This window comes from Aeromicrobium sp. UBA7512 (assembly GCF_002476985.1).
GTDB classification, from domain to species: Bacteria; Actinomycetota; Actinomycetes; order Propionibacteriales; family Nocardioidaceae; genus Aeromicrobium; species Aeromicrobium phoceense.
Genome location: NZ_DLNK01000007.1, coordinates 969,949 through 989,858 on the forward strand (window position 1 = coordinate 969,949; position 19,910 = coordinate 989,858).

16 protein-coding genes are annotated in these 19,910 nt (G+C 72.2%); 11 read left to right on the forward strand and 5 right to left on the reverse strand.

From position 1 onward, the window contains the following. Positions 1-66: 66 nt before the first annotated feature. Both B2363_RS15565 and B2363_RS15570 read right to left on the reverse strand, forming a co-directional pair. On the reverse strand, positions 67-1,218 hold the full coding sequence (locus B2363_RS15565; RefSeq protein WP_286931321.1) for an ROK family transcriptional regulator: 1,152 nt from the start codon (positions 1,216-1,218) through the stop codon (positions 67-69). 50 nt (positions 1,219-1,268) lie between these two features. After that, positions 1,269-2,459, reverse strand: a complete 1,191-nt coding sequence (locus B2363_RS15570) for an ROK family transcriptional regulator (RefSeq protein ID WP_181752722.1) — start codon at positions 2,457-2,459, stop codon at positions 1,269-1,271. A 164-nt stretch (positions 2,460-2,623) separates the two neighbouring features. Between B2363_RS15570 and B2363_RS15575 the strand changes: the two genes are divergently transcribed. From B2363_RS15575 to B2363_RS15600, 6 genes are all read left to right on the forward strand, one after another. Further along, a complete protein-coding gene (locus tag B2363_RS15575; protein ID WP_286931324.1) occupies positions 2,624-3,667 on the forward strand; it encodes a substrate-binding domain-containing protein in 1,044 nt (347 codons plus the stop codon). Between the two features lie 66 nt (positions 3,668-3,733). Continuing rightward, positions 3,734-4,711, forward strand: coding sequence for an ABC transporter permease (locus B2363_RS15580; protein ID WP_181752719.1), 978 nt, complete (start codon positions 3,734-3,736; stop codon positions 4,709-4,711). Then, positions 4,708-5,490 carry an ATP-binding cassette domain-containing protein gene (locus B2363_RS15585; RefSeq protein WP_181752717.1) on the forward strand — a complete coding sequence of 261 codons (783 nt, stop codon included), beginning with the start codon at positions 4,708-4,710 and terminating at the stop codon, positions 5,488-5,490. Before B2363_RS15580 ends, B2363_RS15585 begins: the two co-directional genes overlap by 4 nt. Next, entirely contained in the window at positions 5,487-6,398 is a 912-nt protein-coding gene (locus B2363_RS15590; RefSeq protein WP_286931328.1) for a sugar phosphate isomerase/epimerase family protein, read from the forward strand. The genes B2363_RS15585 and B2363_RS15590 overlap by 4 nt, the downstream gene beginning before the upstream one ends. A 10-nt stretch (positions 6,399-6,408) precedes the next feature. Further along, on the forward strand, positions 6,409-7,815 hold the full coding sequence (locus B2363_RS15595) for a xylulokinase (RefSeq protein ID WP_286931330.1): 1,407 nt from the start codon (positions 6,409-6,411) through the stop codon (positions 7,813-7,815). Next, a complete protein-coding gene (locus B2363_RS15600; protein ID WP_286931332.1) occupies positions 7,812-8,876 on the forward strand; it encodes a Gfo/Idh/MocA family protein in 1,065 nt (354 codons plus the stop codon). Before B2363_RS15595 ends, B2363_RS15600 begins: the two co-directional genes overlap by 4 nt. A 177-nt stretch (positions 8,877-9,053) precedes the next feature. Here the strand turns inward: B2363_RS15600 and B2363_RS15605 are convergent, their stop codons facing one another. Both B2363_RS15605 and B2363_RS15610 read right to left on the reverse strand, forming a co-directional pair. Then, on the reverse strand, positions 9,054-10,670 hold the full coding sequence (locus tag B2363_RS15605; RefSeq protein WP_286931334.1) for a phospho-sugar mutase: 1,617 nt from the start codon (positions 10,668-10,670) through the stop codon (positions 9,054-9,056). A gap of 43 nt (positions 10,671-10,713) precedes the next feature. Further along, positions 10,714-11,505, reverse strand: coding sequence for a purine-nucleoside phosphorylase (locus B2363_RS15610; RefSeq protein ID WP_286931336.1), 792 nt, complete (start codon positions 11,503-11,505; stop codon positions 10,714-10,716). 131 nt (positions 11,506-11,636) lie between these two features. On the opposite strand from B2363_RS15610, the gene B2363_RS15615 reads away from it, so the two are divergent. Continuing rightward, positions 11,637-12,200: a TetR/AcrR family transcriptional regulator gene (locus tag B2363_RS15615; RefSeq protein WP_181752705.1), complete on the forward strand. Its 564-nt coding sequence runs from the start codon at positions 11,637-11,639 to the stop codon at positions 12,198-12,200. Between the two features lie 189 nt (positions 12,201-12,389). On the opposite strand, the gene B2363_RS15620 is transcribed toward B2363_RS15615, so the two are convergent. Then, on the reverse strand, positions 12,390-14,000 hold the full coding sequence (locus tag B2363_RS15620) for an HtaA domain-containing protein (RefSeq protein WP_286931339.1): 1,611 nt from the start codon (positions 13,998-14,000) through the stop codon (positions 12,390-12,392). A 120-nt stretch (positions 14,001-14,120) separates the two neighbouring features. Here B2363_RS15620 and B2363_RS15625 point away from each other — a divergent pair, with 120 nt between their 5' ends. From B2363_RS15625 to B2363_RS15640, 4 genes are read left to right on the forward strand one after another with little or no spacing between them, the layout of a single operon-like run. Continuing rightward, positions 14,121-16,955, forward strand: a complete 2,835-nt coding sequence (locus B2363_RS15625; RefSeq protein WP_286931341.1) for an HtaA domain-containing protein — start codon at positions 14,121-14,123, stop codon at positions 16,953-16,955. Next, complete coding sequence (locus B2363_RS15630) at positions 16,952-18,058, forward strand: heme/hemin ABC transporter substrate-binding protein (RefSeq protein WP_286931343.1); 1,107 nt, start codon at positions 16,952-16,954, stop codon at positions 18,056-18,058. Before B2363_RS15625 ends, B2363_RS15630 begins: the two co-directional genes overlap by 4 nt. A 4-nt stretch (positions 18,059-18,062) precedes the next feature. Beyond that, the gene (locus B2363_RS15635) at positions 18,063-19,103 is read left to right on the forward strand and encodes a FecCD family ABC transporter permease (protein ID WP_286931345.1); all 1,041 of its coding nucleotides are present in this window, start codon (positions 18,063-18,065) and stop codon (positions 19,101-19,103) included. Beyond that, a complete protein-coding gene (locus B2363_RS15640; RefSeq protein ID WP_286931347.1) occupies positions 19,100-19,891 on the forward strand; it encodes a heme ABC transporter ATP-binding protein in 792 nt (263 codons plus the stop codon). The genes B2363_RS15635 and B2363_RS15640 overlap by 4 nt, the downstream gene beginning before the upstream one ends. The last annotated feature ends 19 nt before the right edge of the window (positions 19,892-19,910 follow it).

A 19,910-nucleotide genomic window follows, 5' to 3' on the forward strand; every position in this document is an offset into this window, starting at 1 on the left:
GTCAACCGTAGGCGTCCAGGACCCCTTTTGTCTAACGCTGCGCAAAAGCCCCGGTGGCGACGGGCCTCACGCACCGACGAGGGTGTCTACCCTCGCGGGGGCGAGCGCCGCGTCGGCGGCCATCTGGGCAGCGCCGAGCAGGCCGGCGTCGGCGCCCAGCGGGGACGCGACGACGGTCAGGTCGGTGGTGGCGAGCGGGTGCGAGCGCTCGAAGACCCGCTCGCGGACCCCGTCGACGAGCAGGTCGCCGGCCTCGGCCAGGTCGCCGCCCACCACGACCATCGCGGGGTTCAGCACCCCGACGGCCTCGACGACGACGTCGCCGATCCGCCGGCCCGCGGCACGCAGGGCCGCGGTGGCGTCGCGGTCGCCGTTCTCCGCCAGCGCGACGACGTCGGCCGACGTGCGGACGGGGTGGCCGAGCTCGCGCAGCCGCGCGGCGATGGCCCACGCGCCCGCCGACGCCTCGGCGCAGCCCTGCTGACCGCAGCGGCAGCGCGGACCGTCGTCGTGGGGGATGTGCCCGAGGTCGCCGGCGCCGCCACGGGCGCCGTGCAGCACGAGACCGCGCGAGATGATGCCGGCGCCGATGCCCATGCCGACCTTCACCACGAGCAGGTCGTCGGCGCCGGGGACGGCGTCGGCGCGCAGGGCTCGGTGGACGCCCAGCGCGACGAGGTTGGCGTCCTTGTCGACCACGGTCGGTGCGCCGACGTGGGCGGCCATGCGGTCGGCAACGTCGACGCCGTCCCAGCCGCTCATCGTGGGCGGGCTGACGAGACGGCCCGTGCGCTGGTCGACAGGGCCGGGCACGCCGATGGCGGCGCCCAGCACCGGGGGTGTGCTGCCGGTGACGAGGCGGTCGAAGGCGCGGGCGACACCTCCGAGCACCACGTCGGGCCCGTCGTCGATCGCGATGTCCTCGTCCAGCGCCTCCAGGACGCGTCCGCTGAGGTCGGCGAGGCCGTAGCGCGCGTGGCTGCTGCCGATGTCGGCCACGAGGAGGCTGCCACGGGCCGCAGCGAGGTCGAAGACCCCGGCAGGACGCCCGCCGGTGCTGCGGTCGTCGGCCCGCGGGCGGATGAGCCCGGCGCGGACCAGACCGTCGAGACGGTGGGTGGCGGTGGCGCGCGAGAGGCCGGAGAGCTCCACCACCTGCGCCCGGGTCAGGGGTCCGTGCCGGCGGAACAGTGCGAGCGCCTCGCCGAAACCGGACACTGCTCCACCTCTCGTCACACCGCGTGATCCCTGGCGGACACCGTAGTACGTCAGTCGGTGGGCTCGCGTTCGACCAGGCGCCCGATCTGCGCGGGCTCGAGGATCCCGTCGCTGACCAGGTGCGCGAGTCCGACGAGTCCCTCGCGTGGATGCAGGCTGCTGGCCACGATGGTCAGGTCCGCCGTCGCGAGGGGGAGGGAGCGGCTGTAGACGCGCTCGCGGATCGCCGGCAGCAGGTGGTCGCCGCCCGCCGCCACGAGATGCCCGGCCAGCACGACCACCCGGGGATTGAGGAGGTTGACCGCCGTGGCGACGGCGGTGCCGATCGCCTGACCCGCCCGGCGAGCCAGCTGGACGGCCGCCGGGTCGCCCGCGGCCAGGGCTGCGATCAGGTCGTCCTGCGAGCTCACGTCGGCGCCCGACTCCCGCAGGTCGCGCAGGATCGCCCAGCCGCCGGCCCGCGCCTCGAGGCAGCCGTGGTTGCCGCACTTGCACAGCGGTCCCTCGTCGTCGCCCGGCAGCGACATGGGGATGTGGCCGAGGTCCCCGGCCGCACCGTCGGCGCCTCGGTACAGCCGGCCCTCGCGGATCACGCCACTGCCGATGCCGGTGCCGATCTTGACCAGGAGGAGGTCGTCGGCCTCCGGGTGGGAGAACCGGGCCTCGCCGTAGGCCATGGCGTTCGCGTCCTTCTCGAGGAACACGGGGGAGGCGAATCGCTCGCCGAACCAGGCCGGGACGTCGAAGCGGTTCCACAGCGGCATGATCGGCGGATTCACCGACATGCCGGAGCCGCGCTTGACTGGCGCGGGCAGGCTCAGGCCGATCCCGAGGATCTCGTCGGCGCTGGTCCCGGTGTCGGCCAGAAACGTCTCGAAGCACTTCAGGATCGAGGTCAGCAGGACCTCGGGTCCGGCCGTGACGTCGGACGGCAGCTCGATCTCGGACTCGACGTCGCCACCGAGGTTGCACAGGCCCGCGCGGAACTTCGTCGCGCCGACGTCGGCCGCCAGCAGCTTGCCGCGCTCGCTGTTGAAGGAGAAGACCTCGGCGGGCCGGCCCTTCATCACCGTCTCGCGGGCCGAGCCCGAGACGAGTCGTGCCTGCAGGAGCGCATCGATCCGCAGGTTGACGGCACTGCGGGACAGCCCCGTCTCGGCCACGATCTCCGCGCGCGTCATGCCGCCCTTGCGTCGCAGGAGGGAGAGCGTCTCGCTGATTCCCTCGTCGAAGGTGGCCATGACTCCCCATTCTGGCGTTCTCGCGGCTGGTCGGGCGCTGATTTCAGCTGTTGCTTGCGCGTCTTCCACTGTGTGTCGTACATTACACGACAGAAAGTGTTGTATTTACAACACTCAAGATCAAAAGCCGCGTCAGCCGGCGCGCGATGGTGAGAGGAAGCAACATGAGCATCTTCCAGACGAGGAAGAGGATGCGGGTCTCGCTCGGCGTCGTCGCCGTGAGCGCGGGACTGCTGCTGGCGGCGTGCGGCTCGTCCGACGACTCCGGCAGCGACTCCGGTGACAGCAAGGACGCCGGCGACACCAACATCGGCATCGTCATCAAGGGCTTGGACAACCCGTTCTTCCAGCACATGGAGGACGGCATCAACGCCGAGCAGAAGGAGTCGGGCGCCGACATCGAGATCCAGGCCGCCGCCTCGATCACCGACACCGCCGGCCAGGCCGACAAGCTCACGAACCTGGCGAACCAGGAGTTCGACTGCTACCTGGTCAACCCGATCAGCGGCACGAACCTGATCCAGGGCATCGCCCAGATCGCCGCCAAGGGCACGCCGATCGTCAACATCGACAACCCGGTCGAGGCCAAGGCCGCCGAAGCCGCCAGCGCCGAGATCGCCACCTACATCGGCACCGACAACGTCGCGGCCGGCAAGATGGTCGCCGACCAGCTGGCCACGCTCGACTCCGACGGCGGCGACGTCGCCACGGTCGGCGGCATCGCGGGCGACGTGACCAGCGCCCAGCGGATCGACGGCTTCAAGGAGGGTCTGGCCGACAACTTCGAGGTCGTCCAGGAGGTCGCCGCGAACTGGGACCGCCAGGAGGCCCAGACGCAGGCCGAGACGATCCTGCAGGCCAACCCCGACCTCGCTGCGTTCTTCGTGGCCAACGACGACATGGCGATGGGCGTGGCGCGTGCCGTGGCCGCCGCCGACAAGAAGGGCAAGACCCTCGTCGTCTCGGTCGACGGCATCGACGGGGTCGCCTCCGGTGACATCGACGCCGCCGTGGCCCAGTACCCCTTCGTCGTGGGCAAGATGGGCCTCCAGGCCTGCGAGGCCGCAGCCCTCGGCGAGACGCTTCCGGAGAAGGTCGACACCCCGATCGCCCTCATCACGCCGGACAACGCCAAGGAGGCCCAGGACGCGTTCCCGGAGCCCCCGAACGAGTACGACAACCCCTTCGCGGACCTGCTCGGCCGCTGACGTGACCGGTGCGGGCGGGAGTCCGCCTCCCGCCCGCACCGTCCGTCGAGAATCCGGAGACCACACATGACCACCACCACGGCACCCCCGGCATCGCGCGGCACGGCCGCCGTCGAGCGGCTGCGCCAACCCTCGTTCTGGGTCGAATGGGCGTCCGTCCTCGGACTCGTCGTCCTCGTGGCGATCTTCACCGCCCTCGACTCCCGATTCCTCAGCTCGGGCAACATCAAGGCGATGCTGCTGGCCTCGGCGATCCTGACGATCCTGGCCGTCGGTCAGTCCTTCGTCATCCTCACGGCGGGCATCGACCTGTCGATCGCCTCGACCATGACCCTCGCCGCCGTCGCGTTCGGGATGGCGATGACGAGCGGCAAGGGCCTGTTCCTGTCGTGCCTCGTCGCGGTGCTGGCCGGCGCCGCCGTCGGCCTGGTGAACGGCTTCCTCATCGCCAAGGGCGGCATCACCGACTTCATCGTCACGCTGGGCGCCCTCTCGGCCGCCTCCGGACTGGCGCTCATCCTGTCCGACGGCCGCCCGATCACCGTCATCAGCGCGCCGCTGTTCAAGCTCTCCGCCGGCGGCTTCGGGATGATTCCCTACACCTTTCTCATCGCGATCGGCGTCGCCGTCCTCGCCCACCTGGTGCTGTTCTCCACGCCGTTCGGCACGCACGTGCTGGCGACCGGCGGTTCGGTCGACGCGGCGCAGGCCACGGGCGTCCGCACCGCGCGGGTCAAGATGGCCGTCTACCTGATCGCCGGCGTCCTGGCCGGGCTCGCCGCGATCCTGCTCGTGGCGCGGGTCGGCTCGGCCGAGCCCGCTGCGAACACGACCTTCCTGCTGAACTCCGTCGCGGCGGTCGTCCTGGGCGGGGTCAGCCTCTTCGGCGGCAAGGGCTCGATCAAGGGGCCGGTGTTCGGCGCGCTGCTGCTCACCGCCCTGGCCAACGGGCTCACGCTGCTCGGCGTGTCCCAGTTCTACCAACCGCTCGCCGTCGGCATCGTCGTCGTCGGCGCGGCCTTCCTGACGAGGTTCGAGAAATGACGACCACCAGCACCGAGCAGCAGGTCCGGCCCAAGGGCGACGTCCTGCTGGAGGCCGAGGGCGTCTCCCTGTCCTTCGGCTCCGTCCGCGCGCTGGCCGACGTGTCGGTCCAGGTCCGGGCCGGAGAGATCACGGCGCTCGTCGGCGACAACGGCGCGGGCAAGTCGACGCTCGTCCGCTGCATCGCGGGCGTGCACACCGCGGACGAGGGGACCATCCGGTTCGACGGCGAGGTCGTCGCGTTCCACGCGCCCGATCAGGCCCGCAACGCTGGGATCGAGACCGTGCACCAGAACCTCGCGCTGGTCGAGGACCTCACGGTGTGGCAGAACCTGTACCTCAACCGCGAGGTCACGGGCGGCTTCGGGCCGTTCACCTACCTGAAGAAGCGCACAATGCGTGCCGGTGCCCAGGAGATGGTGTCGAAGCTGGCCGTGAACGTGCCCGCCGTGACCTCCACGGTGCGCCGGCTGTCGGGCGGCCAGCGGCAGGCCGTGGCGATCTGCCGCGCCGCCGGGTTCAGCTCGAAGCTCGTCATCATGGACGAGCCCACGGCGGCCCTGGGCGTCCAGGAGACGGCGCGCGTCGAGGAGCTCATCCTGCGACTGCGCGACGAGGGCCACGCGGTCCTGCTCATCAGCCACAACTTCGACCAGGTCGTGCGGCTGTCGGACCAGGTCTGGGTGATGCGCGCCGGGCGCTGCGTCGCCGGACGCCGGACCGCCGAGACCACCGGCGAGGAGATCGTCGGCCTCATCACGGGGGCGATCTCGCAATGACCACCACCGACCACCAGGAGACCACCACCGTGAACCAGCGCAACCCCATCGGCGTGCACGCCCTCGTCTGGGTCGGCGGCACGCGCCCCGACGAGATCGCCGAGGCCGTGCAGCGGACGAAGGCGGCGGGGTACGACCTGCTCGAGCTGTCCCTGCACGAGATGGACGTGCTCGACGTCGAGGACACCCGCCGTGCCGTCGAGGAGGCCGGCCTTGCCGTCGCCTGCTCGCGCGGCCTGGCGTTCGACGCCGACGTCTCCAGCGACGACCCCGACGTGGTCGCCCGAGGCGAGAAGATCCTGCACGAGTCGCTCGACGTCGTGGCCGGACTGGGCGGCTCCATCCTCACCGGTGCCCTCTACAGCGCCCTCGGCAAGTACGGCCGCCCGCTGTCCGACGCCGGCCGGGCGAACGTCGTCTCGGTGCTGCGCTCCCTCGCGCAGGAGGCCGCCGGGCGCGGCGTGCGCCTGGGCCTGGAGATCTGCAACCGCTACGAGACCAACGTGATCAACACGGCGCGGGACGCGCTGCGGCTGGCCGACGACATCGGCGAGGACAACGTCTTCATCCACCTCGACACGTACCACATGAACATCGAGGAGTCGGACTTCGTGACGCCCGTGCTCGACGTCGCCGACCGCCTCGGCTACGTGCACATCGGCGAGAACCACCGCGGTTACCTGGGGTCCGGATCGATCGACTTCCCGGCGTTCTTCCACGCGCTGTCGCGGGTGGGCTTCACCGGGCCGATCACGTTCGAGAGCTTCTCCTCGGCGGTCGTCAGCCCGACCCTGTCCAACGACCTCGCCGTCTGGCGGTCGCTGTGGACCGACGGTGACGACCTGGCTCGCCGGGCGCACGCCTTCATCGACACGCACCTCGCGGCGTCGGCCTCGATCGACGCGTGACGGCGCGGTCATGAGCCGACCGTGCGTCCTGGGCCTGGATCTGGGCACGAGCGGCGTCAAGGCCGTGCTGGTGGGGGAGGACGGCTCCGTCCTGGCCCGGGCGGACCGCGGCTACGACGTCGACTCGCCGCACCCGCACTGGGCCGAGACGGACCCGGCTCAGTGGGAGGCCGCGGCACGTGACGCGGTGAGTGCCGTTCTGGCGTCGGTGGACGTCGAGGTCCTGGCCGTCGGGATCGACGGGCAGATGCACGGGACCGTCCTGGTCGACTCCGACGGTGACCCCGTGCGGCCCGCCGTCCTGTGGCCGGATGGTCGCGCCACTGCGGAACTGGCGCTGTGGCAGGGCCTGCCCGCCGAGCGGCGCCGTGGGCTGGCGAACCCCCTCGCGCCCGGCATGACCGGGCCGGTCCTGGCGTGGCTCACCCGCCACGAGCCGGACGTCGTCGCGCGGGCCCACCGGGTCCTGCTGCCGAAGGACTGGCTGCGCACGCGCCTGGTGCCGGGGGTGTTCGTCACGGATCCCTCGGACGCGTCCGCGACCCTCGCCTGGGACCTGGAGCTCGACGAGTGGAGCGGCGCGGTCCTGGAGTCGACGGGCATCCGGCCCGACCTGCTCCCGGAGGTCGTTCCCTCGGATGCGGTGGTGGGGCAGCTGGCTGCCCCGGAGGCGTCGAGCTGGGGACTGCCGGCCGGCATCCCGGTCGTCGCCGGATGCGCCGACGCCGCAGCGACACTCGTCGGCTCCACCTCGACCCCGGGCCGCCTCATCGTGACCGTCGGGTCGGGCGCCCAGGTCGTGCTGCCGGGCATCACGCCGTCGTTCGGCGGCGAGATCACCCACCACACGTACCGAGCGGCGGACGGCGGCGCCTACGCGATGGTGGCGGTGATGAACGCCGGCATCGCCCTGACGCGGGTGGTCTCCCTGCTCGGGGGGACCTGGGACGACCTGTACGGCGACTACGACCGCAGCCGGCCCGTTCCGGGCTTCGTGCCGTTCCTGTCGGGCGAGCGGCTGCCGACGTCGGTCCCCGCCGGGTCGGGCCGCTGGTTCGGGCTCGGTCTGGAGACCGAGCGTGCGGACCTGTTCGCCGCCGCCCTCGAGGGCCTCTGCTTCACGATCCGTCGCGGCATCGAGTCCATGCCGGCGGTCGCCGACCCGCTGATCGACGTGGCGGGAGGCGGGACCCGGTCGCCGGTGTTCGCCCGGCTGCTGGCGGACGTGCTCGGCCGCGACCTGTGCCGCGTCGACCTCGAGGACGCCACGGCCGTCGGCGCCGCCCGGCTGGCCTTCGGCGCGGCCGGACTGCCGCTCCCGGCCGTGCGGGAGCGCACGGGGTCCACGGTCAGCCCGGGGGAGCCGGGGCTGCTGGAGGAGCGCTACGCCCGCTTCGTGGCGGAGCTCGACCGGTGACGGGCTTCGAGCCCGTGCGGTGGGCCGTCGCGGGCTGGGGCGTCGGCGGGCGGGTGTTCCACGCGCCGCTCATCCGCTCGGCCGACGGCCTGGACCTCGTCGCGGTGGTCTCGACCAATCCCGAGCGCGGCCGCGAGGCCCGCGCGGACGGACTCGAGGTGGTGGAGGACCTCGCGGCCCTGCATGACTCAGGCGTCGAGGGCGTGACGATCACGACCCCGGCCGGCACCCACGCCGATCTCGCGGTCGAGGCGCTCGGCCTGGGACTCCACGTCGTCGTGGACAAGCCCTTCGCGACCACGGCCGACGACGCGCGGCGCATCGTCGCCGCTGCCTCGGGCGACACGGTGCTGACCGTCTACCAGAACCGCCGGTGGGACGGGGACTTCCTCACGATCGAGCAGCTGGTGCGCGACGGTGAGCTCGGCCGGGTCGATCGCCTCGAGTCGAGGATCGAGCGGTTCCGGCCCGACCTTCCGCGGTGGACCCGCGACCACACGTCGCAGGCGGGCGGGGGCGTGCTGGTGGACCTCGGCCCCCACCTCATCGACCAGGCGGTCCACCTGCTGGGGCCGGTACGGCAGGTCTTCGCCGATCTCGCCACGCTCGGTGAGGACCGGGTGAGCGAGGACGACTCGATCGTGATGCTGCGGCACGGCAGCGGAGCGCGGTCGACCATCGTGGCGTCGGTGCACGCGGCGGCGGAGGGTCCACGGTTCCGCGTCTCGGGGACACGCGGTGGCCTGCGCATCGAGGGGTTCGACCCCCAGGAGGACCAGCTGTTCGCGGGCGAGAGCCCTCGCACTGCGGGGGCACGCTGGGGCGAGGAGGATCCGGGCCGCACGCTGCTGTTCGAGGGGGCCGACGGCGCGCAGGACCGCCCCCTGGCTCGCGGTCGGTGGGACACCTTCTACCCGGCCGTGGCCGCGGCGATCCGCGCCGGATCCGAGGTGCCCGTGCCCCCGTCAGACGCGGTGCACGTGGCCGAGATCTTCGACGCGGCTCGGCTCAGCGCGGCCGAGGGCCGGTGGGTCGACCTGGCGTCACCCGCTATAAATTGACAGGCACGCCGGTGGCGCTGAGGCTTGAAGCAAGGCGACGTCGTTCGCCGCGGCGGGCTGTGTGGCCCGTCCGAGGACGCCGCCGTCGGGGACTCCCTCGTCGTGAGCGCGGCAAAGTCGCACTCCCTCGGCTCCTCTGCCGCAGACTCCGACGCCCCGACGGCGGTTCCTCTCTGCTCAGGCCAGCCGCAGGTACGCCCTCAGGTCGTCGATGATCGCCTCGACCGTCGCGGCCGCCGTGTCGCGCGCGTCGTCCGCGGAGTCCTCCACCGCGACGACGGCCTCCACGTAGCACTTGAGCTTCGGCTCCGTGCCGGACGGACGACAGATGATGCGGCTGCCCCCGGCGAGTGCCAGGCGGATGCCGTCCGTGGGCGGCAGTCCCTGGTAGCCGACGGCGAGGTCGTCGACCGACGTCACGGGCACACCCGCGAGCGTGGTGGGGGGATCGGTGCGCAGCCGATCCATCGCCGCCGCGATGATCGCGAGATCGTCGACCCGCACGGCGAGCTGGCCGGTGGCGTGCCAGCCGTGCTGGCGGTAGATGTCGTCGAGCAGGTCGAGCAGGGTGCGCCCCTGCGCCTTCAGCGACGCGGCGAGCGACATGATCAGCAGCGACGCGGAGATGCCGTCCTTGTCGCGAGCGATGTGCGGAGCGACGCAGTAGCCGAGGGCCTCCTCGTAGCCGAAGACGAGCCCCTCGACCTTCCCGATCCACTTGAATCCGGTGAGCGTCTGCCGCCACGGCTGTCCGTGCGCCGCGGCCTGCCGTCCGAGGAGGTCGGACGAGACGATCGAGCAGGCATAGGTGCCCTCGATCCCGCGGGTCAGCAGGGACTCGGCCAGCAGGGCGCCCACCTGGTCGCCGGTGAGCATCCGGTGACCGTCGGCGGTGCGCACGCCCACGGCGCACCGGTCGGCGTCGGGGTCGTTCGCGATGACGACGTCGGCGTCGACCGATGCCGCCAGCGCGAGCGCGAGGTCCATCGCGCCGGGCTCCTCCGGGTTCGGGAACGCGACGGTGGGGAACGCCGGATCGGGCTGCAGCTGCTCGGCGACGGTGTGCGGCGCCGGGAAGCCTGCCCGCTCGGCCGCGGCGGCGAGCAGCCGCCCGCCGACCCCGTGCATGGGGGTGTAGGCCACGACGAGCTCGCGCGGCCCGTCGGGGACGAGGGCGGCCACGGCGTCCAGGTAGGCCTGGGCCACGTCGGCGCCCAGGACGGCGTAGCCGTCGTCACGGGCCAGCTCGTCGACGCGCCCCACCGCGTCGATGGCGGCGGCGATCTCGGCGTCGGCGGGCGGCACGATCTGGCTCGTGTCGGCGAGGTAGACCTTGTAGCCGTTGTCGCGGGGCGGGTTGTGCGAGGCGGTGACCATGACACCTGCCGACGCGCCGAGGTGGCCGATCGCGAACGCCAGCACCGGGGTGGGGAGATGGTCGGACAGTAGCATCGCGCGCACGCCGGCCGCCTGCATGATCTCGGCGGTGTCACGGGCGAAGACGTCGGAGTTGGTGCGCGCGTCGTAGCCCACGACCACGCTCGGGGAGTCCTCGGTGGCCACCAGGTGCTGCGCCAGCCCGGCGGCCGCACGCGCCACGGTGACCCGGTTCATCCGCATCGGCCCGGCGCCGAGCTCGCCCCGGAGTCCGGCGGTGCCGAACTGCAGCCGGCCGGCGAACCGTGCCGCGATCTCGGCCTGGTCGCCGGCGTCGATCAGCGCGGTCAGCTCGTCACGGGTCTGCGCGTCGGGATCCTGCGAGATCCAGTCCCGGGCAGCGTCGATCGGGTCCATCCGACCACGGTAGCGGGAGGCGACCGTCGATCGGCGGCCTCGGTCAGACGCGCGGCAGCAGGTCGGCGAGCAGGGCGCCCATGCGGGTGGCGGCGGACTTGCCGGCTTCGAGGACCTCCTCGTGGTTCAGCGGCGCGTCGGAGATGCCCGCGGCGAGGTTGGTGACGAGCGAGATGCCCAGCACCTCCATGCCCGCCTCGCGCGCGGCGATGGCCTCGAGCGTCGTGGACATGCCGACCAGGTCGCCGCCGAGGATGCCGGCCATCCTGACCTCGGCCGGCGTCTCGTAGTGCGGTCCGGGGAACTGCACGTAGACGCCTTCGTCGATGGACGGGTCGACCTCGCGGACGAGGTCGCGCAGGCGCTGGGCGTAGAGGTCGGTGAGGTCGACGAAGTTGGCGCCGACGATCGGCGAGGTGGCGGTCAGGTTGATGTGGTCGCGGATCAGCACGGGGGTGCCGGGCGTCCACGCGGGGTTGAGCCCGCCGCAGCCGTTCGTCAGCACCATCGTGCGGACCCCGGCCGCCGCGGCCGTGCGCACGCCGTGCACGACGGCGTCGACGCCCTTGCCCTCGTAGAAGTGGGTGCGGCCCAGGAACACCAGCGCCCGCAGGTCGCCCACGCGCACCGAGCGGATGGTGCCGCCGTGACCGGCGACGGCCGGCTTGCTGAAGCCCGGCAGCTCCTCGGTGGGCACCTCGAACTCGGGCTCGCCGAGGGCGTCGGCGGCAGGCAGCCAGCCGGAGCCCATCACGAGGGCGACGTCGTGGTCGCCGCCTCCGGTGCGGTCACGCAGGGCGGTGGCGGCTTCGCTGGCGAGGTCGTAGGCGTTCACCCGAGCCACCCTACCGACGGCGATCCGGCCCGGGACGGCCCTCACGATGACGAAACGGTTGCGATTCGGCGACCTCCGTGGCGCCCCCGCCGCGGGACGCACGTCGGCGCCGGGGCGCGTACTCTACGGACGTGCCGAAGATCATCGGGGACTCCCTGGAGGAGCACCGCGCCGCCATGCGCCGGCGGGTCTTCGCCGCCCTCGTGGAGCTGCTTCGGGACCGGCCCTTCGACCTGATCACGATGGCCGACCTGGCGGCGCACGCCGAGGTCGGGCGGTCGTCGCTGTACAACCACTTCAAGGACAAGGAGGCCGTCGTCGTCGCCTTCGCGACCGACGAGACCTCCCGCTACCTCGCCGAGCTGAACGAGTCGCTCGCCAGCCGGACCTCCCCGACCGAGCGCCTCGAGACGTACGTGCGCCACCACGTGGACACGTCGAAGGACTTCCACATCGGCCTCGGTCCCGAGCTGCGGGCGATGCTCTCGCCCGAATCGGTCATGGCGATGCGCGAGCACGTCGTCGCGGTCGAGCAGGTGCTGCGCCAGATCCTGGTCGACGGCGTGGCCCAGGGGGAGTTCGTCGTGGACGACGTCGACGCCACGGTCTCGCTGCTGCACGCCACCCTCTCGGCCCGGCACGCGTCGGCCGACACCACCACGCGGTTCGTGCTCGCGGCCGTCTCCGCCACCTGACCCGCCGCGCCTGAACGCCGAGTGGCGCAAAGTCGCCCGCCACTCGCCGAGTGGCGGGCGTTTCTGCGCCACTCGCGACCCCGGTTTGCGCCACTCGGCGACGGGGAGTGGGGCGGTGAGGGGCAGGCCCCCGGGAACGCCGAAGGCCCCCGTCGACGGACGAGGGCCTTCGGAGGGTGGGGACTCAGGTCACTTGGCGACCTTGAACGAGCCCGCCTTCACGTAGCCGCGCGGCGTGTAGTTCGCGTTGCCGTAGTAGGCGACGCGGACGACCCACTTGCCCTTGGCGAGCTTCGGCAGCTTCACCAGGCGCTTGCCGCTCGACAGGTTGGCCGTGACGTACTTGCTCTTCTTGCCCTTGGTCAGCTTGATCTTGACCTTGCCGGTCGGGGCGGCCGCGCCCGAGGCGCCCTTGACCGACACGACGGCCAGGCCCTTCTTCTTCGACGTGGGCTTGCGGGTGACCTTGACCTTGCCCTTCGAGGCGGCGGTCCTGGCGATCTTGACCGTGACGGTCGTGGCCGCCGGAGCGGTGAGGCTCGCGTCGGTGGGGGCGAACGTCACGCGGTACGACTTCGTGCCCGCGGTCTGCGTCCGGGGGACCGCGAACGCGGCCGTGCCACCGGCGGCGACGACCTTGCTGCCGAGCCCGGCGACGGTGACGGTTCCGGCGACCGGAGCGGTGACGCCCACGGTGCCACCCTTGCCGTACGCGGTGGACAGGCTCTTCGTCACCGGGACGGCCGGGACGAAGGAGAGGGGCGTGTAGGTCTCGAAGGCCGGGTTCGCGGCACCGCTGCCCGGGTACGTGTAGATGCCGAAGCTGCCGCTCATCTCGGGGTTGGCCTGCCGGACGGTGTCCAGGAGCGCCTTGCTGATCTCGAACGAGGTCTCGAACGTGCCGTCGGCGTTCAGCTCGAACGCGCCACCGCTGGAGAGGTCCTCGAACTGACCCGCCGGGAGCGCCCACTTCTGCTGGACGACCTTGCGTGCCGACGAGGGGGCGCCCGCGGACGGACGCCACGTCTCCGAGAAGTACCCGATGACCACGTACGCGCCGCCGGACCGGCCGGCGAAGGGCGGCCGTGTCCCGATGACGTCCTGCGGGTCGAAGCCCGAGCCGTTCACGGTGACCGTGGCGGTCTCGTCGGGAGCGAACGTCACCTTGGAGACGGTGACGGCCGGCTTCGAGGCGACCTCGAGCTGCGCGCTGATGGGATCCAGGGCCGTGCCCGGGGCGTAGAAGGCCGAGCCCTGGTTGGAGAGCAGACCGGAGCCGGCGGCGGTGATCGTGGTCGGCGCGTCGGTGATCGTCACGGCGACGGGGCTGGAGCTCACGGCACCGGCCAGCTGGATGTCGGCGAACGCGACGTCCTCGTGCGCGACGTCCTCGCTGTCGACGGCGTCGACGACGAGCTGGGCACCCGATCCGGCCACGACGATGCGCGGGTCGGAGATGGTGAGGTCGAGCGCGCCGTCGTGACCGTAGAACTTGACGGCACCCTTGGCGCCGACCGAGGCCTCACCGGCGGCCCACGAGCCCGAGGCCTGCGGGAAGACCGTCTGGGTGCCGGTGTCCGTGGCAGGGGCGGTGGGCGTGATCGTGCCGTGGGCGATCGGGCTGGTCAGGTAGTTCCTGAACGACGCCTTCAGGCCCCACGAGATCGAGCCGTCCTCGATCGTCTGCGACTCGGCGGCCTGGGCCGTGGCGGGAGTGAGCGCGAGGACGCCGGCGGTCAGTGCCGCGACGGTCGTCCCGGCGAGCAGGCGACGCCCGCGAACCAAGGTGTGGCGAGACATGCAGATCCTTCCGGAAAGGAAGCCGCCCAACCCGGCGGCCGCTGTAGGTAAGGCACACCTTATAGTGATGAGGTAAGGGTGACCTGACCGGGTCTGCATTCTGACCACCATCCGACGGGAGTGACCGTGCTCGAACGCGCCGACCGGCCCATGCACGTGCGAGTTCTGGGCGTCCTGCTGGCCGCCGTCCTGGCCGTCGCGGCGGCTCCCGCCGTCCGCGCGGATGCTGCCGAGGCTGGAACAAGAGTCACCACCGGGACGATCTCGTGGGGCCTGAAGACGTCCTTCCGGAACTACATCACCGGCCCGATCGCGCACGGCGAGGTCACCACCGGTGCGCCGGCCACCGCGGCGCCCGACGGATTCACGTTCCCCGCGGCCGCGGGCACGTGGGGCGACGCGAGCGATGTCGCCGCCCAGGGCTCCGTCCGCTTCGAGGGGCACGACGGCGTCCTCGACCTCACGATCTCCCGGCCGCGTCTCGTGACGTCGGGCGACTCCGCGCGGCTCGAGGTCGACGCCGTGGTCAACGGCGACAGCCGGTCCGGGATCGCGATCGCCGACGTGGACCTCGCCGGCAGGGTCACCTCCTCCGGCTCCAAGGTCACCGTCGCCGGCGCGCCCGCCGTGCTCACGCAGGCCGGTGCCGCTCTCTTCTCCTACGAGGGCTCGCCCATGTACGAGGCCGGCACGGCGCTCGATCCGGTGTCCGCGCAGCTCACGCTCGCGACGGTCGTGGAGCCCACCGACCCCGAGCCGACCGAGCCGGGTCCCACCGAGCCCACCGAGCCCGCTCCCACGACTCCGCCGGCCAACGACACGAAGGTCACCGGCGGCTCGCTCGCCTGGGGCCTCAAGCAGTCCTTCCGCAGCTACCTGAAGATGGGCTTCGTCGCCGGTGCCACCGAGGCGCTCGCGCCCGCCACCGACGACGGCACGCGCACCACCTTCTCCTCGGCCTCGGGCACCTGGAGCTCCCGGGTGGTCGATGTCCGCACGAGCGGCGGGGTGCGGTTCACGGGCCACCACGGCGTCCTGGACTTCACCGTGCGCAACCTGCGCCTCGTCGTCGACGGCACGCGCTCGGAGCTGCGCGCGGATGTCCGCGACAGCGAGGGCAACGACCTGAGGAACCTCGCCTTCGCGACGGTCGACCTCCGGGGCCGCGCCAAGGTCGCACGCAACGCCGTCACGATCGCGGGTGCACCGGTCACCCTCACCCGGGCCGGGGAGGCGATGTTCGACTACAGCGGCTCGCCGATGTACGGCGCGGGAACCGCACTCGATCCGCTGAACGGCACCATCACCGTCAAGGGCGCCACGGCTCCGCCGAAGACGGCACCCGTCGCCCAGCCGGGCAAGGTCACCCAGCCGAAGGGTGACCGGAGCCGCGGCGGTCGCGCCGGCGAGCTGACGTGGGGCGTCAAGGCCAGCTTCCGCTCGTACATCACGGGCCCCATCGCGAAGGGCTCGGTGTCGGTCTCGGGCGGCGCGTCGTCCACCGGCTCGGGCTACCGCTTCGGGCAGTTCTCCACCACGGCGACGCCGCCGAACCCCCAGGGCTCCACGTCCTACCGGGGCGGCGTGAAGTTCTTCGGACACCACGGGACGCTCGACCTGACGATCTCGCAGCCCTCCGTCCGCGTCACGTCGGGAACCTCGGCGACGCTCAGCGCGAGCGTCACGGGCCGTGGCCGCGTCGACCTGGCCACGCTCGACCTCGCGGCGGCGCAGCGCTCGACCGAGTCCGGCTGGGTCCGGTACGCCGGTGCCCCGGCGCGTCTCACCGCTGCCGGCGCCGGGATGTTCTCCTACCAGGGTCGCGCCTTCTACGCCCCCGGATCACTCCTCGATCCCGTGACCTTCTCGGTCGGATCGGTCTCCTCCGGTGGCGCGGCCAATGCGGTCGTCGCGGCCACCACGAGCGACGACTGGACGCCGCCGGCGACCCCACCCGCGACGACCGGCCTCACCCTCGAGCAGGACGAGGTGAGGGCCGGCGACCAGGTCACCGCGTCGGGCTCGGGCTTCCTTCCCGGCGAGACCGGCATCAAGGTGGTGCTCTACTCGTCACCCATCGTGCTGGCCGAGAACGTCACGGCCGACGCCGCGGGCCGTGCCACGTGGAAGGGCACGATCCCGGCCACCCTCGAGCCGGGGAAGCACACCCTGACGTTCCAGGGCTCGGTCGACCGCGGCATCGTGATCGACGTCGCCGAAGCCGAGAAGATCGTCGGCTGCGAGCTCTCCGACGCGCGCCTCGACTGGGGCTTCAAGGAGTCGTTCCGCGCCTACGTGTCCGGCTCGATCGCGAACGGCGACTGGACCACGCAGGGCGACGCCTCGTACGAGACGCCCGAGTTCACCTGGTCGAAGGGCGAGGGCGTGCTCGACGAGACGACACGCGCGGGCGAGCTGGAGTTCGGCGGAACCGTCGTCTTCACCGGCCACGACGGAGCGCTCGACACCACGATCGCGAACCCCTCGGTGACCATGACCGACGCGGAGTCCGCCACGCTCTCGGTCGACTACACCGGCGGCACGATGGACGCGGCGATGGCCGGGAAGGACGATCGCCGGACGATCGCCGCCGTCCCGTTCGCCGACCTCGACCTCGGCGCGGGCGAGGTCTCCGAGAACGGCCAGACCGTCACGATCTCGGGCATCCCCGCCACGCTCACGAGTGCCGGCAGCGCGGCCTTCCCGAACTACGAGACCGGCGCGGCACTCGATCCCGTGACGCTGACGTACACGGTGGCGAAGGACTGCGCCACCGTCGCGGCGCAGCCCGCCGCGGGCGCCGACGACGCGGCGGCCGTTGCCATCGCCCCGCTGACCCCGACCGCCTCCCGCGACTGGCTGGTGTGGATCGGCGCCACGGTCCTCCTGATGCTCGCGGCGATCGCCGGCACGGTGCTCGTCATGCGCCGCCGGACCCCGGGGTTGGACGCATGACGCGGCCCGTGCGCGCGGCCGCCGCGCTGCTGACCGCTCTCGCGATGCTGCTGCTCACGGCCTGTGGTCCCGGCGAGGCAGGCAGCGACCCCGCTGCCGGGGCCGACCTGCCGGCGCTGTCCGAGCTCGAGGCGTCGCAGCCGGCCAAGGAGATCACCGGACCCAGCACCGCGCTGCTCCGTGATCGTCACATCGAGCCGATCGACACGGACGAGAAGCCGCAGCTGCCGGCGACGGTGGTCTCCCACGTGCGCTCGGGCGACACCAAGGTCACCGTCACCGACACCTCGCGCATCGTCGCCTTCGACATGGCCGGCTCGATCGCGGCCTCGCTGTGGGGCCTCGGCCTGGGCGACCAGCTCGTGGCGCGCGACGTCTCCACCGACTTCCCGGGCGCGGAGGACCTCCCCCTCATCACCGCCGAGGGACACGCGGTCAACGCGGAGTCCGTCATGGCGCAGAAGCCCACCGTGATCATCACGGACGGGTCGATGGGCCCGCGCGACGTGGTCGAGCAGCTCGCCGACACCGGCGTGCCGGTGATCTTCCTCGACAACGACGCCAGCTTCGAGGGAGCCGCCCAGCTGGCTCGCGACGTTGGCGCCGCCGTCGGCCTGCCCGAGTCCGGCCGGGCCCTCGCCGACCGCATCGAGGCCGACGTCGAGGCCGCCAAGGCCGAGGTGAAGCGCTTCGTCCCGGAGCAGGAGTCCGACCGCCTGCGGATGGTCTTCCTCTACCTGCGCGGCAACTCCGGCGTCTACTACCTCTTCGCCGACGACTCCGGCGTGGGCGACCTCGTGGGCGCGCTCGGCGGCGTGAACGTCGCGAACGAGATGGGCTGGAAGGGCATGCAGCCGCTCACCGACGAGGCGCTGGTCAAGGCGAAGCCCGACCTCATCCTCGTGATGACGAACGGGCTCGAGTCCACCGGAGGCGTCGACGGACTGCTGGCCGAGAAGCCCGCGATCGCACTGACGCCCGCCGGCCAGAACAAGCGCTTCGTCGACATGTCCGACGGCGACGTCCTGTCCTTCGGTCCCCGCTCCGCGGGCGTCGTCGAGGCGCTGGCCCGCGCGATCTACGTGCCCGAGGCCCAGAAGTGACGCGGTGGTGAGCGCCGGCCGGCGCACCGCGGTGCTGGCCGGGTTCGCCGTCCTCCTGGTCGTCGGCACGTTCGTGTCGGCCTCGGTGGGCCAGCTCCCCGTCGGCCCTCGCGACGTCGTCGGCGCGATGCTGCACGGCATCGGCATCGACACCTCGTGGCGCCCGGACGACATGATCGTCGAGCAGACGCTGCTGCAGATCCGCTTCCCTCGCGTGGCGATGAGCCTGCTCGTCGGCGCCACCCTCGCCGTGGCCGGCGCGGTCATGCAGGCGATCTTCGGCAACCCGTTGGCCGAGCCCGGCGTGGTCGGGGTCTCCGCGGGTGCCGCCCTCGGCGCGGCCATCGCGCTGTCCTTCGGGTTCGTCGCGCTGGGCGGCTGGGGTGTCGCCGTGCTGGCGTTCGCCGGCGGCTTCGCGGCCACCGTGCTCGTCTACGCCACCGCCCGGGTCGGCGGTCGGACCGAGGTGGTCACCCTCCTGCTGACCGGCATCGCCGTGAACGCCTTCGCCGGCGCCGGCCTCGCGCTGGTGATGTTCGCCTCCGACACCGGCTCGCGCGAGCAGATCGTCTTCTGGCAGCTCGGCTCGATGAACGGCTCGCGCTGGAGCGAGGTCCTCATCGTCGCCGCGGTGGGCCTGCCCGCCGTCGTGGTCGCGTGCCTGCTGGCGCGCCGCTACGACCTGCTGGCGCTGGGGGAGCGCACGGCGGCCCACCTCGGGCTGCGGGTCGAGCGCCTGCGCATCGGCTCGATCCTGCTGGTCGCGCTGCTGACCGGCGTGGCGGTCGCGTTCGCCGGCATCATCGCGTTCGTCGGCCTGGTCGTGCCGCACCTCGTGCGCATGCTGCTGGGCCCCTCGCACCGCACGCTCCTGATCGCGAGCGTGATCGGTGGCGCGGCGCTGCTCGTGTGGGCCGATTTGCTCGCGCGCACGATCGTCCCGGGTTCCGACCTGCCGATCGGCCTGCTGACCTCGCTGATCGGCGGACCGTTCTTCTTCTACCTCGTCCGGGCGACGCGCTCGAAGGCCGGGGGATGGGCATGACCGCGGCGTACGAGGTCCGAGGCCTGGTGTGCCGCCTCGGCGGGCGCGACATCGTCCGCGGGGTCGACCTCGACGTCGTCCACGGTGAGGTGCTGGCGCTCGTGGGCCCCAACGGTGCCGGCAAGTCCACCCTGCTGGGCGCCCTGACCGGTGACGTCCCGATCGCCGAGGGCGACGTGCGCCTCGACGGCCGCCCCCTGGCGCAGTGGTCGGCGCGCGACCTTGCGCGCACGCGTGCGGTCCTCCTGCAGGCCAACCAGGTCAGCTTCCCGTTCACCGTCCGCGAGGTCGTCGAGATGGGGCGCAATCCCTGGGTCGGTCACGCCACGGCGGCGCAGGACGACGAGGCGATCGCCGAGGCCATCGAGCGCACGGACATCGCCCACCTCCTGGAGCGGCCGTTCACGGCCCTCTCGGGCGGCGAGAAGGCCCGCGCGTCCCTGGCTCGCGTGCTGGCGCAGCGCACCGGCGTGGTCCTTCTCGACGAGCCCACCGCGGCCCTCGACCTGCGCCACCAGGAGGAGGTCATGGTCGTCGCGCGATCTCTCGCCGCGGCCGGCCGTGCCGTCGTCGTGGTCCTGCACGACCTGTCGCTGGCGGCGGCCCGCGCCGATCGCATCGCGATGATCGACGGCGGACGCCTCGTCAGCGCGGGGACGCCGGCCGAGGTGCTCACGCCCGAGCGCGTCGAGTCGGTGTACGGCATCGCCGTGCACGTGCTGCCCGCCCCCGACGGTCACCTGATCGTCATCCCACATCGTGGTCTTTCGGACACAGTGTCATCTTGATCTGACAACGTGTCATATC

What these genes read in the sequence shown, in the direction of transcription:
- B2363_RS15570 (WP_181752722.1), bottom strand. Translation starts at nt 2,459, where the DNA reads ATGGCCACCTTCGACGAGGGAATCAGCGAGACGCTCTCCCTCCTGCGA.
- B2363_RS15575 (WP_286931324.1), top strand. Translation starts at nt 2,624, where the DNA reads ATGAGCATCTTCCAGACGAGGAAGAGGATGCGGGTCTCGCTCGGCGTC.
- B2363_RS15580 (WP_181752719.1), top strand. Translation starts at nt 3,734, where the DNA reads ATGACCACCACCACGGCACCCCCGGCATCGCGCGGCACGGCCGCCGTC.
- B2363_RS15585 (WP_181752717.1), top strand. Translation starts at nt 4,708, where the DNA reads ATGACGACCACCAGCACCGAGCAGCAGGTCCGGCCCAAGGGCGACGTC.
- B2363_RS15590 (WP_286931328.1), top strand. Translation starts at nt 5,487, where the DNA reads ATGACCACCACCGACCACCAGGAGACCACCACCGTGAACCAGCGCAAC.
- B2363_RS15595 (WP_286931330.1), top strand. Translation starts at nt 6,409, where the DNA reads ATGAGCCGACCGTGCGTCCTGGGCCTGGATCTGGGCACGAGCGGCGTC.
- B2363_RS15605 (WP_286931334.1), bottom strand. Translation starts at nt 10,670, where the DNA reads ATGGACCCGATCGACGCTGCCCGGGACTGGATCTCGCAGGATCCCGAC.
- B2363_RS15620 (WP_286931339.1), bottom strand. Translation starts at nt 14,000, where the DNA reads ATGTCTCGCCACACCTTGGTTCGCGGGCGTCGCCTGCTCGCCGGGACG.
- B2363_RS15630 (WP_286931343.1), top strand. Translation starts at nt 16,952, where the DNA reads ATGACGCGGCCCGTGCGCGCGGCCGCCGCGCTGCTGACCGCTCTCGCG.
- B2363_RS15640 (WP_286931347.1), top strand. Translation starts at nt 19,100, where the DNA reads ATGACCGCGGCGTACGAGGTCCGAGGCCTGGTGTGCCGCCTCGGCGGG.